Below are 13,503 nucleotides of genomic sequence, written 5' to 3' on the forward strand. Positions count from 1 at the left end.
AGCCGGCTCAGCGGGCGGGCTGCCGGCCGGGCGAGGCCGGAGAGGGCTCGCCCGGCCGGCAGGGGGTCACGGCGTCGGCGTCCTCCAGATGCCACGGCCGTGCGTGGCCACGTACACCTGGCCGCCGTCGGGACTCGGGGCGAGGTAGACCGCCGGCGCGGTGGGCAGGTTCGTGCCCAGGCGCGTCCAGTGGCCCGCCGAGGTGCTGGTGAACACGCCCAGGTCGGTGGCCACCACGAGGGTGCCGTCCCGGGTGATGAGCGCCGCGTTGGCCGGGGCGTCCGGGAAGGAGTCCGCGGCCGCGGGGTCACCGCTGACGTCCGTCCAGGTCGTGCCGCCGTCGGTGGTCTTCCAGACGTGGCCGTATCCGGCCCCGGGGCCCTCGTTCCAGTGCCGGGAGAAGCCGTTGACGACCGCGTAGACCGTCTTGCCGGAGGCGTCGGACGGGTCGATGGTCAGACCGGAGATGTAGCGGTTCGGGAAGGCGGCGGGCAGGCTCACCTGGTGCCAGGCGCCGCCGTAGTTGGTGGCGACACCGCGTCCGAAGGTCCCGTCGACCGCGGAGCAGGGGCCGCACCATGCCGCCCATGTCACGTGGCCCCGGCTGGCGACGGCCGAGGCGGAATGACCGGCGCCCAGGTCGAACAGCCGCGTCCAGTCGGCGCCCGAGGTGCTCTGCCAGGTCCTGGTGTTGCCCCAGACGTACTGGCCGCCCGCGACCCACAGACCGTTCGGGTCGGTCTCGTCCGCGGCGAACGGGGCGATGAAGCGGGCCCCCGGGTCGCCGGGCGCGATGTCGGTGATCACGTTCTCGGAGCCGTCGTCGCTCGCGGTGTAGCCGCAGTTGCCGGTGATCTGCAGCGCGAGGTCGACGTACTCCCCGACGGTCTGGCAGCCGTTGGCGGGGTTGACCAGCTGGTCGCCGCCGTCTCCGCCGAACGGCGAGACCATCTCACCGTCCGGGTTCAGCCGCTGCCCCTGGTAGGTGGCGCCCTTGGGGGTGAGCAGCGAGACGCCGTTGTCCTGCAGACCGCCCCAGACGGCGTCGCCGCTGCCGTCGGTCATCCGGCCCGCGCGCACCGAGTAGTACTGGAGATTGCGCAGGGTGCCGGACTCGTTGAGGTTGCGCCAGCCGGCCGTCGTCTGCGTGGTCGGGCGGGCGTAGGCGCCGCCGTCGTTGCCGACGAACACCTCCGGCGTACCGCTCTTCCACTGTGAGAAGGCGAGGGCGTGCTGGTCGGAGTGCATCACGTCGCCGTCGCAGGAGTTCTCGGCCGGGTCGTACGAGAAGCACGGCATGCCGAAGTCCCAGTAGCGGCCGATCGCCTTCCAGGTCGCGCCGCCGTTCCGGGACTCGAACATCTCCTCGAGGCCGAGGTAGACGTGGTCCGGGTCGCTCGGGTCGACGGCGATGACCTGGTCGTACCAGGCCTGGGAGCCGGGCTGGTAGCCGCTGCCGATCTCGTTGATCCTCATCGCGGAACCGGCCGCCGACAGCGCCGAGGACGTGGCGAGCTGCTTGAACGAGCCGCTCGCGTTGCCGCTCCCGCTGACGTACACACCCGCCAGCACCGAGTACACGCCCGAGCCGGAGGACTTGTTCAGCAGCTTCGGGGACTCCATGGAGACGTACAGCCGGCTGCCGTCGGCCGCGTACGCGAAGGCGGTGTTGCCGATCTCGGCGGGGTTGATCGCGCCGGTCGGGTTGGCGCGCTTCCAGGTGGTGCCCGCGTCGTCGGAGTAGTAGAAGCCGTTGTAGCCGGCGCCGCTGCGCCAGGCCACGTTGGCGAGCAGCTTCCTGCCGTCGCTGCCGGGCTGTACGGCGATGTCGTTGGCGATGTCCGCGTAGTGGCTGTCCACCCCGCAGCTGACGCCGCTGATGCCGACGCCCGCGCACGGGGCCAGGACCTTCGTCCAGGCGGTGGACTGCCCCGCCGACAGCGGGCGCCGGAAGACGCCGTGCGAGGAGGCGGCGAAGACGTAGCCGGCGGCCTTGTCGAAGGTGAGGGTGTGGACGGAGCTGCTGTCCAGTTCGGTGCCGCCCACCTTGTCGGTCTCGGTGAAGGCGCCGGTGACCGGGTCCGCGAGCCGGTAGACGCCGCTGCCCAGGTAGTTGTCGGAGGCGGTGGTCGCCTCACCGGTGGCCAGCCACAGCGAGCCGTCGGGTGCGACGGAGAGGGCGCCCACGGACAGGGCGGGCAGCCGGTCGGCGATCGGCGTCCAGGTCCGTCCGTCGTCCGTGGAGCGGAACACACCGCCGCCCGCGGCGCCAGCGTAGACCACGCCCTGGTGCGTCGGGTCGGTGGCCAGGGCGGCGATCCGGCCCGCCGAGTAGCCTGCGCCCCCACCGGAGTTGGAGGCGGACCGGTCCCGGTAGTGCAGCGCGTCCTCGTTGTACGGCGCGGTGGTGACCTCGCTCCAACTGCCCGGCCTGACCGGCATGTTCTTGATGTGAGCCCAGGCGTCGGCGTAGGCGCCCGGTGCGATGCGGCCGTCGGGGGAGAGCCTCGGCTCGTTGAACGAGTCGAGGGACTCCATCAGTTCGTGGGACTCCTCGCCCGCCACGTCATGGCGGCCGGACCCCGTGTCGGCGTCCACCCCGTAGGCGGCGACCGGTATCGCCCCCGCCAGCAGAAGCGCGGCGGCGGCGACGGCGATCACCGGTCTGCCACCACCCTCCGCGGCGCGGCGCGGTCTGCGCCGTGCGGAAAACACACCCATGGACTTGTCTCCGGGTTCTTCGGAGTAAGGGGCGGCCGCCCCTACGGCCGCGGGATCTCTTACTGCCGAGCGCCGGAACCGTACTCCTGTGGCGTGTACCGATCACAGGGGTTTACAGCGACTTTAGAGTCTGACAATCGTAATGATTGGCAAAAACAGGCTCGTTCGGCGCGTCACCGCTCATACCTCTCAAGGGGCCGTCGCCCCCTATGGGTTACAGCGCGCGCGGTCCGGGATGTGTCACCCCTGGGCCCGAAGACCGGTGTGCAGGACGGCGAACAGCCCCTGGACTCGGGTGCCGTCCGGCAGGTGGTAGGGCGCGGCGACGTGGCCGATCGCTCCCTGCGGGGCGACGGGCGTGCCGTCCGGCGCCGGCCGCAGGATCCGGTGCAGACGAAGCGTCGCGCCCTGCGGCAGGGGCAGTTCGGTGCCGTCCCGGTCGTCGGCGGGAGCCTGGGCGGGGTCGATGGCGAGCGGGCCCTCGCCGGTGTAGGAGCCGATGACCGTCGGGTCGGGAGTGTCGGTAAGGTTCTGGTCCTGGGCCTGTGCCGCGCCCTGGACCAGGGCGAGCAACTGCGCGCCCAGAACGGGGTCGTGGCAGCCGTCGTAGACCCAGCGGCGGCCGAGCACTCCGTGTTCCATGGTGCCGACGAGGGCGTGCTCGGCCCCGTCGAGCGGGCCGCCGCGGTAGGTGAGCGGCACCAGGTAGGTGGTCGGTCCGGAAGCCGAGACGTCGGTGACCACCATGAACTCCATCCCGACCGCGCCGTCGGGGTCGTCCAGCCGGAAGCCTCCGGCCTTGGCCAGGTCCGGTGCGGCCGCGGCGCCGCGGTACCACGGACGGGAGGGCAGCCAGGAGGTGAGCAGTTCCAGTTTGGTCGGCTTCACGAATGTCTTGTGGATGACGGCCATGCCGAGGTCTCCCTCCGTGAGGTGATCAAGTCCCGACATCCTCGCACCGGAGCGGCGCCGGGGCGTCGGATGTGCGCTCGTCAGCGGGAGCCGGCGACGGGTTTGCCGGTGCGGGTCTGCCACGCCGCCCGGCGCGGGCGATGACGGTGGTCAGGGCGCCCGCGAGCAGGCCCCAGAAGGCGGAGCCGATGCCGAGGAGGGTGACTCCGGACGCGGTGGCGAGGAAGGTGATGACGGCGGCTTCCCGCGACTCCTTGTCGGACAGGGCCGTGGTCAGCGAGTTCTCGATCGTGGCCAGCAGGCCGACGCCCGCGGTGGCGAGGACCAGCGCCTGCGGCATGGCGGTGAGCAGCGAGGCGACCGTGGCGCCGAAGACACCGACGCAGAGGTAGAAGATCCCGGCCCACACGCCGGCGACGTACCGCTTGGCGCGGTCCGGATGCGCCTGCGGGCCGGTGCAGATGGCGGCGGTGATGGCGGCGAGGTTCAGTCCGAACGCGCCGAACGGGGCCAGCAGGACGTTGACCGCACCGGTCCAGGACATCAGGGGGGACACGGGGACGTCGTAGCCCGAGGCGCGCAGGACGGCGACTCCGGGCAGGTTCTGCGAGGCCATGGTGACGACGAACAGCGGCACACCGACGCTGACGAGGATCTTCCAGTCGAAGTCCGGCGCGACGAAGACCGGTGCGGCCAGCGAGACCCGCAGCCTGTCCATGTGCCAGCCGCCGGTGACGACCGAGGCGAGGACACCGCCGGCGAGCGCGAGAAGCACCGCGTACCGGGCTGCGAAACGGCGCGCCAGGAGATACAGCGCCAACACGGGGAAGGCGATCGCGAAATGGCCGTGCATCGTGCTGAAGAGACCGGTGCCGAACCGCAGCAGCACCCCGGCGAGCAGAGCCGAGGCGAGCGGCACCGGGATGCGGTCCATGGCGCGGGCGAACCAGCCCGTCAGGCCGGTGACAAGGACGAGCAGCGCCGAGAACACGAACGCGCCGACCGCCTGCCGCATCGGCACCCCGGCGAGACTCGTCGACAGCAGGGCCGCGCCGGGCGTCGACCAGGCGGTGACGACGGGGGCGCGATACCGCAGGGAGAGACCGACGCAGGTGACGGCGAGCCCGACGCCGAGCGCGAGCATCCAGGAGCCGATCTCCCGCGGGCCCGCCCCCGCGGCCCTGGCAGCGGTGAACACGAGCGCGGCGGAACTGGTGACGCCCACGGTGACGGCGATCAGCCCGGCGGCCACGGCCGACGGCGGCGCGGCCGCGCGCAGGCGGGTGGTGAAGGAGAGCATGGGCGACTTCTCAGGGAGGAGGGGTGTTCCGGCGTTCTGACGGAACGTTCTGCAGTTCGGAGCGTTCTGTAAACGGAACGTTCTGTATGTGGAACACTAGGGAGGAGCGCCGAGGCCGTCAACCGCGGCGGACGAGAGCGGGAGCGGGATCCGGCGATGGGGCTGAACGACGAGGTGGGGCGCAGGCTCCGGGAACTGCGCGGGGAGCGGGGCCTTTCGCTCTCCGAGCTGGCGCGTCGCTCGGGAGTGGGCAAGGGCACCCTCTCCGAACTCGAGAGCGGCACCCGCAACCCCACCCTGGAGACCCTCTATGCGCTGACCACGGCACTGAACCGGCCGCTCAGCGCGGTTCTCAGCGACGCCCCGCCCGCACGGGCCGAGGAGCACGAGGGCGCGGTCTCCGGCAGCGCGGTCACGGCGGCCCTGATCGAACGGCACGAGGACGCCGACGCGGTCACCGACATCTTCCGGGTCACCATTGCCGCGGGCGCCACGCAGGAGTCGGCCGCGCACGTCGCGGGCACGAGCGAGACCCTGATGATCCTCAGCGGCACGGCCGTCGTCGGCGTCCTGGACGATCCGGTCACGGCCGGACCGGGCATGCCGGTGTCCTGGCCGGCCGACACCCCGCACCTCTACAGCGCCCCGCACGGCGACGTCCACGGCATACTCTTCGTGCGCTATTCGGCCGCCGCACTGTGAGGTGCCGGTGAAGGGCCCGGTGGGAACGGCCGCTTCGCGCATTTCCGCCGTAGGGGCCACGAAAGGCACCTACTCCGCTAACATGATCGAACTGAAAACGATCGCTTTTATATCTGACAAAACGGCTGAAAAATTGATATCCAGACCATCGCGGATTCCTTCGCAAAGAAACAACACAATAGAGTCCGCCGCGTGGCGTCCGGGACCGGCGATGCTGTGGACCGCGATGGGCGTGGTGACCTTCGCCTTCCTCATCACCCTGGAGATCGCCGCACGTCACTACGGGGAGCCGGGGCCGATCACCGATCAGGCGCGAGAGCTGTTGTTCGCGCCCAAATCGGGGCCACTGCTGTACGCCGGTATGGCGTTGATGATGGTGGTGCTCAGTCGGCGGGAACGGTTGGCAGCGGCCGGCGTGGCGATCGGTGTCGACGTCGTCCTGTGGCTGGTGCGCTGGGCGGCCGGCGCGGAGGCGACCCACGGCCATCCCTTCGGCACCGGCGCGTTGTGGGTCGTACTGGGGTATGGGGTCATAGCCGTCACGCGTCGCACCGGCCCGGAGCGGGTGCTGTTGCTGAAGGGCGTCGGACTGGGCCTGCTGCTGGTGGCGGGCCGCAAGACGGGCGACACCTGGCTGCTGATCACGTCGAAGACCCGCCCGACGGTGCTCGACCAGTACGTGGCCGTGGCCGATCGGGCGCTGGGCAGCCCGTCCTGGCTGGTGGGACGCATGGTCGAAGCCACCGGCCCGATCGGCGCACACGTCCTCGACTACGTCTACGTCCAGCTCGCGGTGGCAGCGGTCGTCGTCGCGCTGTACCAGCTGCGCCACGTCGCCCGTGACCGCCGCTTCCCGGCCCACCATCTGGTGCGCACCTTCCTGGTCATCGGTCTGGTCGGGCCGGCCGTCTACATGATCTTCCCGACGGTCGGGCCGGTCTTCGCCTACGGCACCGGCGCGTTCGGCACCGGCGGTCTGCACTGGGCGGTGGCCGACCTGTGGCCCCACACCGTGCCGGCGCTGAGCGCCCCGCACTGGATGCCCTACGACGAGATCACCCCGCGCAACTGCATGCCCAGCCTGCACACCGCGTGGGCCACGGCGATTTTCCTCCATTCCCGCAAGGGCCCGAAACTCCTGCGATACGCGGGCACGTTCTGGCTGATCGCCACCCTCACCGCGACCCTGGGATTCGGTTACCACTACGGCGTGGATCTCGTGGCCGGTGTGGTGTTCGCATTCACCGTCGAGGCGGCCCTGCGCGCGTTCGACCGTGGATGGGACCGTGCGGGAATCCAGCTGGTCGTCCACGGCACAGTCGTCTTCGTGGCGCTCCTCGCGTCGTATCGCTATCTGCCGATGCAGATGGCGCGGCACCCCTGGGTGAGCGGCCCGCTTCTCCTCGCGGCCATGGCGTCCGTGGTCTACGGCTATGTACGCACCACCGGTCTGTGGGAACCGAAGGCCGCGCCGGCCCAGCAGCCCCAGCCGCAACCGGAGTTGGTGTGAGACACGTTGTCCGAGCGGCGCCACGGGGAGACCCGGGGCGCCGCTCACGTATGGGTGGGCGCAGACGGAAACGGCGGCCGTGACGGTCACGTCCGCAGATGCGACGCCCCGTTGAGGTCGAGGATCGTGCCCGACGCCCATTCGGCGGCCGGGGAGGCGAGCCAGACGACGGCCCCCGCGATCTCCTGCGCGGAGGCGACCCGGCCGAAGGGACTCTGTGCGCGGATGGCGGCACCCTCGGCGCCCTCCAGGCGTGCGGCGACTCGCTCCGTGTCGAAGAAGCCGGGCGCGACCGAGGCCACGGCGATGCCGTACGGGGCAAGCGACACCGCGAGCGACTGGCCCAGGGCGTGCACCGCGGCCTTCGTGGCCCCGTAGGCCGGGTGGTCCGGTTCGCCGCGGAACGCGCCGCGCGAACCGATGTTGACGATGCGGCCACCCGTGCCCTGGTCGATCATGCGCCGGGCCACGAGATGACTGAGGTTTGCCGTGGCGAGCAGGTTCACGGCGACATGCCGCTGCCAGAGCGCCGCCCACTCCTCGTACGGCGTCTCCGGCAGCGGATGGCGGATGTTCACCGCCGCGTTGTTCACCAGCACGTCGACACCGCCGAGCGCCTCGGCCGCCGCGTCCACGACGGCCGCCGCGCCCGCCGGGTCGGCGAGGTCGCCCCCGACCAGGGTGTGCCCGGAACCTGCGAGGGAGTCCAGCGTCGTGCGGGCCTCGTCGGCACGCGACCCGAAGTGCACGGCGACCCGGTCCCCGCCCTCGGCGAACGCCTGCGCCACGGCACGCCCGAGCCCGCGCGACGCACCGCTGACCAGCACGCGCCGCCCTGACGCGGACGCACTCACGCTCATGAGAGAACCTGCCCGGCGGTCACGATGCGGAGCCTTTCGCTGACGGACGTCGACGGCGCAAGCATAGGAGACGCCCCGTTCCCTTACCCGCGGTGGACGACCTCCCCGCCGACCATGACCAGCTCGCACACCGTCCCCGGGATCTCCTCGGGCTCGACGCCGAGGACGTCGCGGGAGAGGACGACCAGGTCGGCGACCTTGCCGACCGACAGCGAACCACGCTCGTGCTCGAGGAAGTTGGCGTACGCCGACCCCATCGTGTAGCCGTGCACCGCGGTCTCGATGTCCACCGTCTCCTGCGGCATCCATGCCTCGCCTCCGCCCAGCGGCCGGCGCGTCACCGCCGTGTACAGGCCCACCATGGGGTCCATCTCGGCGACGTTCCAGTCACTGGAGAACGCGAGCGTCGCCCCGGCCCGGTGCAGGCTGCGCAGGGGCCACGCCTTGTGCCAGCGCTGCGGGCCGACGTTGCGCGCCCAGTCCTGGCCCGGACCGGCGATCTCGGGGGCGCAGTGGCGCGGCTGCATACAGGCCACCACCCCGAGGTCGGCGAAGCGCGGCACGTCCGCCGGGTCGCAGCACTCCACGTGGACGACCTGGTGGCGGGCGTCACGGGGGCCGTTCTCGGCGCGGGCGCGGGCCACCGCGTCCAGCACGGTGCGGATGCCGCGGTCCCCGGTGGCGTGCACGAAGCACTGGAAGCCGCGTGCGTCGAGCCGGGTCAGCAGCTCGGCGAACTCCTCGGGCGAGTAGAAGGTGTCACCGCGGTGCCGGCAGCCCGTGTACGGCTCCAGCAGGGCGGCCGTGCGCGGCTCGACCACGTCGTCGATGTAGAGCTTGAGCGGGCCCGCCCGCATCCACTCGTCGTCGAACCGCCGCGCGGCCTCGGCGAATTCGTCCAGGTCGGCCTCGGTGGTGCCGCGCGGGTGGAACAGCGCGGCCACCAGCCGTGAGCGCAGGCGCCCTTCCTTGCGCGCGCGGACGAACAGCTCCAGATCGTCCAGCGAGTTCTGCGGTTCCACGATGGTCGTGATGCCGAAGCGCACCGCGTCGTCCAGACTGCGCAGCAGCCGGCCGTACTGGCGCGCGGGGGAGGCCCAGGGCACGCCGAGTTCGCGCAGCGCCCGATGCCCCTCGCGGGACAGGCCGCGCACGGCGAAGTCCCGGACGAAACCGGTGGGTTCCCCGGTGACCGGGTCCGTCTCGGGCATGCCGAACGGCAGCTCCCCGCAGCCGCGTGTCACACCGAGGCGGGCCATCGCGGCGCTGTTGAGCCACATGGTGTGCACGTCGTAGCTGAGCACGAAGGCGGGAGTGTCACCGGTCAGCTCGTCGAGGTCCCGCGCACGGGGCATCCGGCCCCCGGGCAGGACCGAGTAGTCGAAGCCCTCCGCTTCGATCCACCCGGCGCCCGGGTGCTGCGCGCGCCAGGCGGCGATCCGGGCGGCGACCTCGCTCAGCGAGCGGGCCCCGGCCAGTTGCACGCACTCCTCGTCCGAGCCCAGCCGGACGTGGTTGTGCGCGTCCACGAAGCCGGGCAGGACCCGTCGCCCGCCCGCGTCGACGACTTCGGTGGCCGGGCCCGTCCAGGCTGCGGCGTCCGCGTCGGAGCCCAGCCACACGATGCGGCCGTCGCGCACCGCGAGCGCCTCGGCCGACGGCAGGCCCGGGTCGACGGTGTGGATGCGGGCGTTGCGCAGGACCAGGTGGGCGGGGGAGGGGAGGGTCACGATCTGTTCTCCAGTGGGCGTGCGGTGGCGGGGCGAGGGCTGCGGGGCCGGTGTCAGTCGTCGGCGTCGGGAGCGGCGACCTGCCAGCGGTCGTGCGTATGCCGGCGCAGGTACAGGACGTAGTAGAGAGCGGCCGCCGCGACGACACCGCCGGTGATGGCGAGGTCTCGTCCGGCCTGCTGGTACAGCACGTAGCCGACCGAGGCGAGGACGACGACCGGTGCCAGCGGCCACAGCGGCATCCGCCAGGCCGGGCGGCCACGCAGCGGTGCGCGGCGAGCGGCCAGCGCGGCCAGGGCCAGCAGGACGTAGACGACGGCGAGGATGGCGCCGGTCGCCTCGTACAGCGTCGACAGGTCGGCGAAGCAGGCCAGTGCCGCTCCGGGCAGGCTGATGGCGAGGGTGGCGACCCACGGCGAGCCGAATCGGGGGTGCAGCCGGGTCAGCGCGCGGTTGACGGGTGCGGGCCAGGCCCGGTCACGGCCCGAGGCGTAGACCACCCGGGCGTTCTGCAGCACCATCACCAGGACCGCGTTGAGGATGGCCAGCGCGACGCACAGGTCGATCACCGTGGCCGTGGTGTCGCCCGCCCAGCCGCGCACCAGGTCGGAGAAGGTGGCCGTGGACAGGGTGTCGGTCGACGGGGTGCCGAGCACCGCCGCGACGGCGGGGACGACGATGACGGCGGCGCCGACGAACAGCGACCAGAAGACGGCACGCGCCACGTTGCGGCGGGGCCGGTGGATCTCCTCCGCGAGATAGGAGGCGGTGCCGAACCCGTTGACCACGAACATCGCGGCGGCCAGCCCGGAGACCAGGAGCCCCAGGGTGAACGTCGATCGTCCGGCGGTGGCCTGGGACACCTCCGGGTGGACGAGCACCGACGGGGAGCGCTGGGCGTGGGCGAGGCCCAGGACGGCAACCACCCCGGCGGCGACCACCTCCAGGACCAGGAACGCGCCGGTCACCAGGGCGTTGGATCTGACGTCGAGGACGGCCGTCGCGATCGCCACGAGCATCACGGCGCAGCCGGCGACCTGTGGGTCCACCCGGACGAGGTCGGCGAGGTAGTCGGCCGTGCCCAGAGCGATCACCGGTGGGATGACCACGAGCATGGCGATGGTCATCGCGAAGGTCACCCAGCCCAGGAACCGGCCGAGCAGCGCGTCGACCATGGCGTACTCGCCACCGGAGCTCGGGGTCAGCGTGCCCAGTTCTGCGTAGCAGGCGCCCACGGCGATCGAGATGACGATCCCCACCGCGATGGTCAGCGGAGCGCCCGTGCCCTGACCGGCGAACAGCTCGGGGACCAGGATGAACAGCGAAGAGGCGGGGGTGATGCAGGACAGCGTGAGCAGAACGGCGCCCACGGGGCCGAGGACCCGGGCGAGGGCGGCGGGCGCCGCGCCGTCGCCGCCCAGGGCTGGGGCGGGCGCCGGCGGGGAAGTGCCGTGCGGTGTGTCGGCTGGTGTGTGCGTCATGAGTGCGTCCCCGGGGATCGGGCGGCTGGCCGCGGGCGGAGGGGCGGAGGAGAACGCTTCCTTGAATGGGGTTCAAGGAAGTTTGAATGTCATACAAGATGTGGAAGGAGGTGGGGCCCTGTCAATAGATCCCGAGAGGGCTCTCGACGTTTGAACGACATTCAAGGTCAGGGGGGATGCCCCGCTAGACTGTCCGCCGTGACGGCACCAGAGGCACGACGCAGACGCGGCGGGATGATCGCCCGCGAGCGCATGCTCGAAGAGGCGATGCGGGCCATCGCGGAGCACGGTCTGGCCGAACTCACCATGTCCGGACTCGCCGAACGCCTCGGCACCTCCGGCGGGCACATCCTGTACTACTTCGGCAGCAAGGACCGGCTGCTCCTCGAAGCACTGCGGTGGAGCGAGGACCGCCTCACCGGCGAACGGCAGGCCCTGCTGTCGCGGCGCACCACCATCGACCGCCGCCTCGACGCCTTCGTCGAGCTCTATCTGCCCCAGGGGCCGCGCGACGCCCGCTGGATGCTGTGGATCGAACTGTGGGCGCGCGCCGCGGGCAACAGTGAACTGACCACCGCCCAGGACGAGTTCGACCGGGCCTGGCAGGAAGACCTGGAGCAACTGCTGCTGCGAGGGGTGCGCCGGCGGCGCTTCGGTCTGCCTCAGGACGAGGTGCCGGAGGCCGCCGACGCACTCCTCGCCCTCCTCGACGGGCTCAGCACGCGTGTGGTGCTGGGACTACGCGGAGCCACCCGCGAGGGAGCCGTCCGTACCGCGCGCAATGCCGCCCGCAACGCCGCGCGTCCCCTCGCATGACCTCCGCCCCCGGGAAGGCGCCGGATCACCGGATCACCGGAACGGCGCGACGACCGTGGTGACGCGGGTCAGAGCCCCGGCGCGACGGTCGTGGTGACGCGGGTCAGCGCCGGCCGGCGGGGCACGGAACCGAATCCGAAACGCACGGGCGGGTCGACGGGCGCCAGGGCGCCGAGATCGTCGCCCGCGAAGGCTGCCGACACCCCCGTGACCGGCCACAGCCCGCCTGCGCCGTACCACTCACGGCGTCCGGGCACCGCGCTGCCGCGGGTCCGCACGCCGCGCAGCAGCAGCCGGGCGAACGGATCCGTGACCACCGTCCAGGCCGCACTGCGGGCGAGCGGTCCGGGCACGGCCGCGAGCACAAGCCCGAGCGGTCCCGGCCGGCCGACCGTGAACCCCAGCTCCAGTGGCCCGGCACGCACCGTGCAACTGCCGCCCGTCGCCCTCACCTCGACGGGAACGACACGCACCGTGTCGAAGAGGTACGTGCCGCGGACGAAGTCGGCGACGCGCCGTGTGGGCGCCAGCAACAGCCGCTCCCCGTCGGCCCGTTCGATCATCACGTCGCTGAACGGGCCGAACGGCGACCGCCGCCAGTGACCCACGACGATCCGGGTGCCCGAGGTGGTGCCCAGGCCGGCGATCCAGCCGTCGAAGCGCAGCCGCGCCCGCCGGCCCGTGGAGCCGCGTCCACGGTTCATCCGCCCGCTCCGCAGCCGTCGCGGGGCGGCCGGCCCTCAGCGACACGGACGGGACGGTCCGAGCCGTACATGCCTGACCCCATCCGAGAAGTGCACCACGGGTTCACCGGCGGGCGCCGGGAGACCGGCCGCGCGGGTCAGGGTCTCCTCGGCCACCTCGAGGGAGGCGGCCCGCAGCGGCCACGGCTCGTGCTCGACCGGCGTCTGCCACAGCATGCCGTACCGGCGTGAGTACGCCCGCCACCGCGACGTCAGCCACACGTCCCGTGCCGTCGGCCTGATCGGATCACCAGGGCGGACGACGAGCCGGTAGGCGACGTCGCCGCCCCACCGGGAGCCCGTGTACGAGACGACGTCCCCGTCCATGGAGACGCGCAGGGTGCCCTGGTGGTACGGCACGCCCACGGCCCGCGCCGCGAGCATCAGGGGAAAGGCCACCTCGATGCCCAGGAACCACAGCCCGTCCCGCCCGGAGTCCCGGTGCCGGGCGTAGGTGCGCAGGTTGGTCTCCGCGAACGTCGGCAGGCCCGGCAGCACGGAGGGCACGCCGGGCGGGCGGACGTCGGCCATGACGAAAGGCGTCAGACTCACCCAGGCCGCGCCCTCGTACTCGTCGACGACGAGTTCGGGCGGCAGCAGGTCCTGCACCGTCCGCGCCGGGAACGGCCAGTGCACGAACGTCTGCCGCTGCCAGCCGGTCCGGAGCGCGGGGACGCGCACCCGCTGCTCCGCTCCATACGAGACCACCAGCCCTGCGTTCCCCTCCG

11 protein-coding genes are annotated in these 13,503 nt (G+C 72.0%); 3 read left to right on the forward strand and 8 right to left on the reverse strand.

The genetic code is table 11. From position 1 onward, the window contains the following. Nucleotides 1-66: 66 nt before the first annotated feature. The 3 genes from ACF1GV_RS30145 to ACF1GV_RS30155 form a co-directional block, all read right to left on the reverse strand. A complete protein-coding gene (locus ACF1GV_RS30145; RefSeq protein WP_391686715.1) occupies nt 67-2,721 on the reverse strand; it encodes a WD40/YVTN/BNR-like repeat-containing protein in 2,655 nt (884 codons plus the stop codon). Nucleotides 2,722-2,961: 240 nt separating this feature from the next. Next, entirely contained in the window at nt 2,962-3,633 is a 672-nt protein-coding gene (locus tag ACF1GV_RS30150; RefSeq protein WP_391686718.1) for a 1,4-alpha-glucan branching protein, read from the reverse strand. A 25-nt stretch (nt 3,634-3,658) separates the two neighbouring features. Beyond that, a complete protein-coding gene (locus ACF1GV_RS30155; RefSeq protein ID WP_391686721.1) occupies nt 3,659-4,933 on the reverse strand; it encodes a benzoate/H(+) symporter BenE family transporter in 1,275 nt (424 codons plus the stop codon). Between the two features lie 156 nt (nt 4,934-5,089). On the opposite strand from ACF1GV_RS30155, the gene ACF1GV_RS30160 reads away from it, so the two are divergent. Together ACF1GV_RS30160 and ACF1GV_RS30165 are read left to right on the forward strand one after the other, a co-directional pair. After that, nucleotides 5,090-5,635, forward strand: a complete 546-nt coding sequence (locus ACF1GV_RS30160) for a helix-turn-helix domain-containing protein (RefSeq protein ID WP_391686724.1) — start codon at nt 5,090-5,092, stop codon at nt 5,633-5,635. Nucleotides 5,636-5,846: 211 nt separating this feature from the next. Further along, on the forward strand, nt 5,847-7,145 hold the full coding sequence (locus ACF1GV_RS30165; RefSeq protein ID WP_391686727.1) for a phosphatase PAP2 family protein: 1,299 nt from the start codon (nt 5,847-5,849) through the stop codon (nt 7,143-7,145). Nucleotides 7,146-7,231: 86 nt separating this feature from the next. On the opposite strand, the gene ACF1GV_RS30170 is transcribed toward ACF1GV_RS30165, so the two are convergent. The 3 genes from ACF1GV_RS30170 to ACF1GV_RS30180 all read right to left on the reverse strand — a co-directional run bounded on the left by ACF1GV_RS30170 (nt 7,232) and on the right by ACF1GV_RS30180 (nt 11,216). Then, the gene (locus tag ACF1GV_RS30170) at nt 7,232-8,005 is read right to left on the reverse strand and encodes an SDR family NAD(P)-dependent oxidoreductase (protein ID WP_391686730.1); all 774 of its coding nucleotides are present in this window, start codon (nt 8,003-8,005) and stop codon (nt 7,232-7,234) included. Between the two features lie 83 nt (nt 8,006-8,088). Continuing rightward, nucleotides 8,089-9,735: an amidohydrolase gene (locus ACF1GV_RS30175; protein ID WP_391686733.1), complete on the reverse strand. Its 1,647-nt coding sequence runs from the start codon at nt 9,733-9,735 to the stop codon at nt 8,089-8,091. Between the two features lie 53 nt (nt 9,736-9,788). Continuing rightward, nucleotides 9,789-11,216: an APC family permease gene (locus ACF1GV_RS30180; protein ID WP_391686736.1), complete on the reverse strand. Its 1,428-nt coding sequence runs from the start codon at nt 11,214-11,216 to the stop codon at nt 9,789-9,791. A gap of 252 nt (nt 11,217-11,468) precedes the next feature. On the opposite strand from ACF1GV_RS30180, the gene ACF1GV_RS30185 reads away from it, so the two are divergent. Then, complete coding sequence (locus ACF1GV_RS30185; RefSeq protein WP_391687290.1) at nt 11,469-12,032, forward strand: TetR/AcrR family transcriptional regulator; 564 nt, start codon at nt 11,469-11,471, stop codon at nt 12,030-12,032. 68 nt (nt 12,033-12,100) lie between these two features. Here ACF1GV_RS30185 and ACF1GV_RS30190 read toward each other — a convergent pair whose 3' ends face one another. Together ACF1GV_RS30190 and ACF1GV_RS30195 are read right to left on the reverse strand one after the other, a co-directional pair. Next, a complete protein-coding gene (locus ACF1GV_RS30190) occupies nt 12,101-12,736 on the reverse strand; it encodes a hypothetical protein (RefSeq protein ID WP_391686739.1) in 636 nt (211 codons plus the stop codon). A gap of 36 nt (nt 12,737-12,772) precedes the next feature. Beyond that, a complete protein-coding gene (locus ACF1GV_RS30195; protein WP_391687293.1) occupies nt 12,773-13,456 on the reverse strand; it encodes a YqjF family protein in 684 nt (227 codons plus the stop codon). Nucleotides 13,457-13,503 lie beyond the last annotated feature (47 nt).

The organism is Streptomyces sp. NPDC014006 (assembly GCF_043088925.1).
Lineage (GTDB): Bacteria > Actinomycetota > Actinomycetes > Streptomycetales > Streptomycetaceae > Streptomyces.

Coding starts and splice junctions, on each gene's coding strand:
- ACF1GV_RS30145 (WP_391686715.1), bottom strand. CDS start 2,721: ATGGGTGTGTTTTCCGCACGGCGCAGACCGCGCCGCGCCGCGGAGGGT.
- ACF1GV_RS30190 (WP_391686739.1), bottom strand. CDS start 12,736: ATGAACCGTGGACGCGGCTCCACGGGCCGGCGGGCGCGGCTGCGCTTC.
- ACF1GV_RS30160 (WP_391686724.1), top strand. CDS start 5,090: ATGGGGCTGAACGACGAGGTGGGGCGCAGGCTCCGGGAACTGCGCGGG.
- ACF1GV_RS30180 (WP_391686736.1), bottom strand. CDS start 11,216: ATGACGCACACACCAGCCGACACACCGCACGGCACTTCCCCGCCGGCG.
- ACF1GV_RS30185 (WP_391687290.1), top strand. CDS start 11,469: ATGCTCGAAGAGGCGATGCGGGCCATCGCGGAGCACGGTCTGGCCGAA.
- ACF1GV_RS30150 (WP_391686718.1), bottom strand. CDS start 3,633: ATGGCCGTCATCCACAAGACATTCGTGAAGCCGACCAAACTGGAACTG.
- ACF1GV_RS30165 (WP_391686727.1), top strand. CDS start 5,847: ATGCTGTGGACCGCGATGGGCGTGGTGACCTTCGCCTTCCTCATCACC.
- ACF1GV_RS30155 (WP_391686721.1), bottom strand. CDS start 4,933: ATGCTCTCCTTCACCACCCGCCTGCGCGCGGCCGCGCCGCCGTCGGCC.
- ACF1GV_RS30170 (WP_391686730.1), bottom strand. CDS start 8,005: ATGAGCGTGAGTGCGTCCGCGTCAGGGCGGCGCGTGCTGGTCAGCGGT.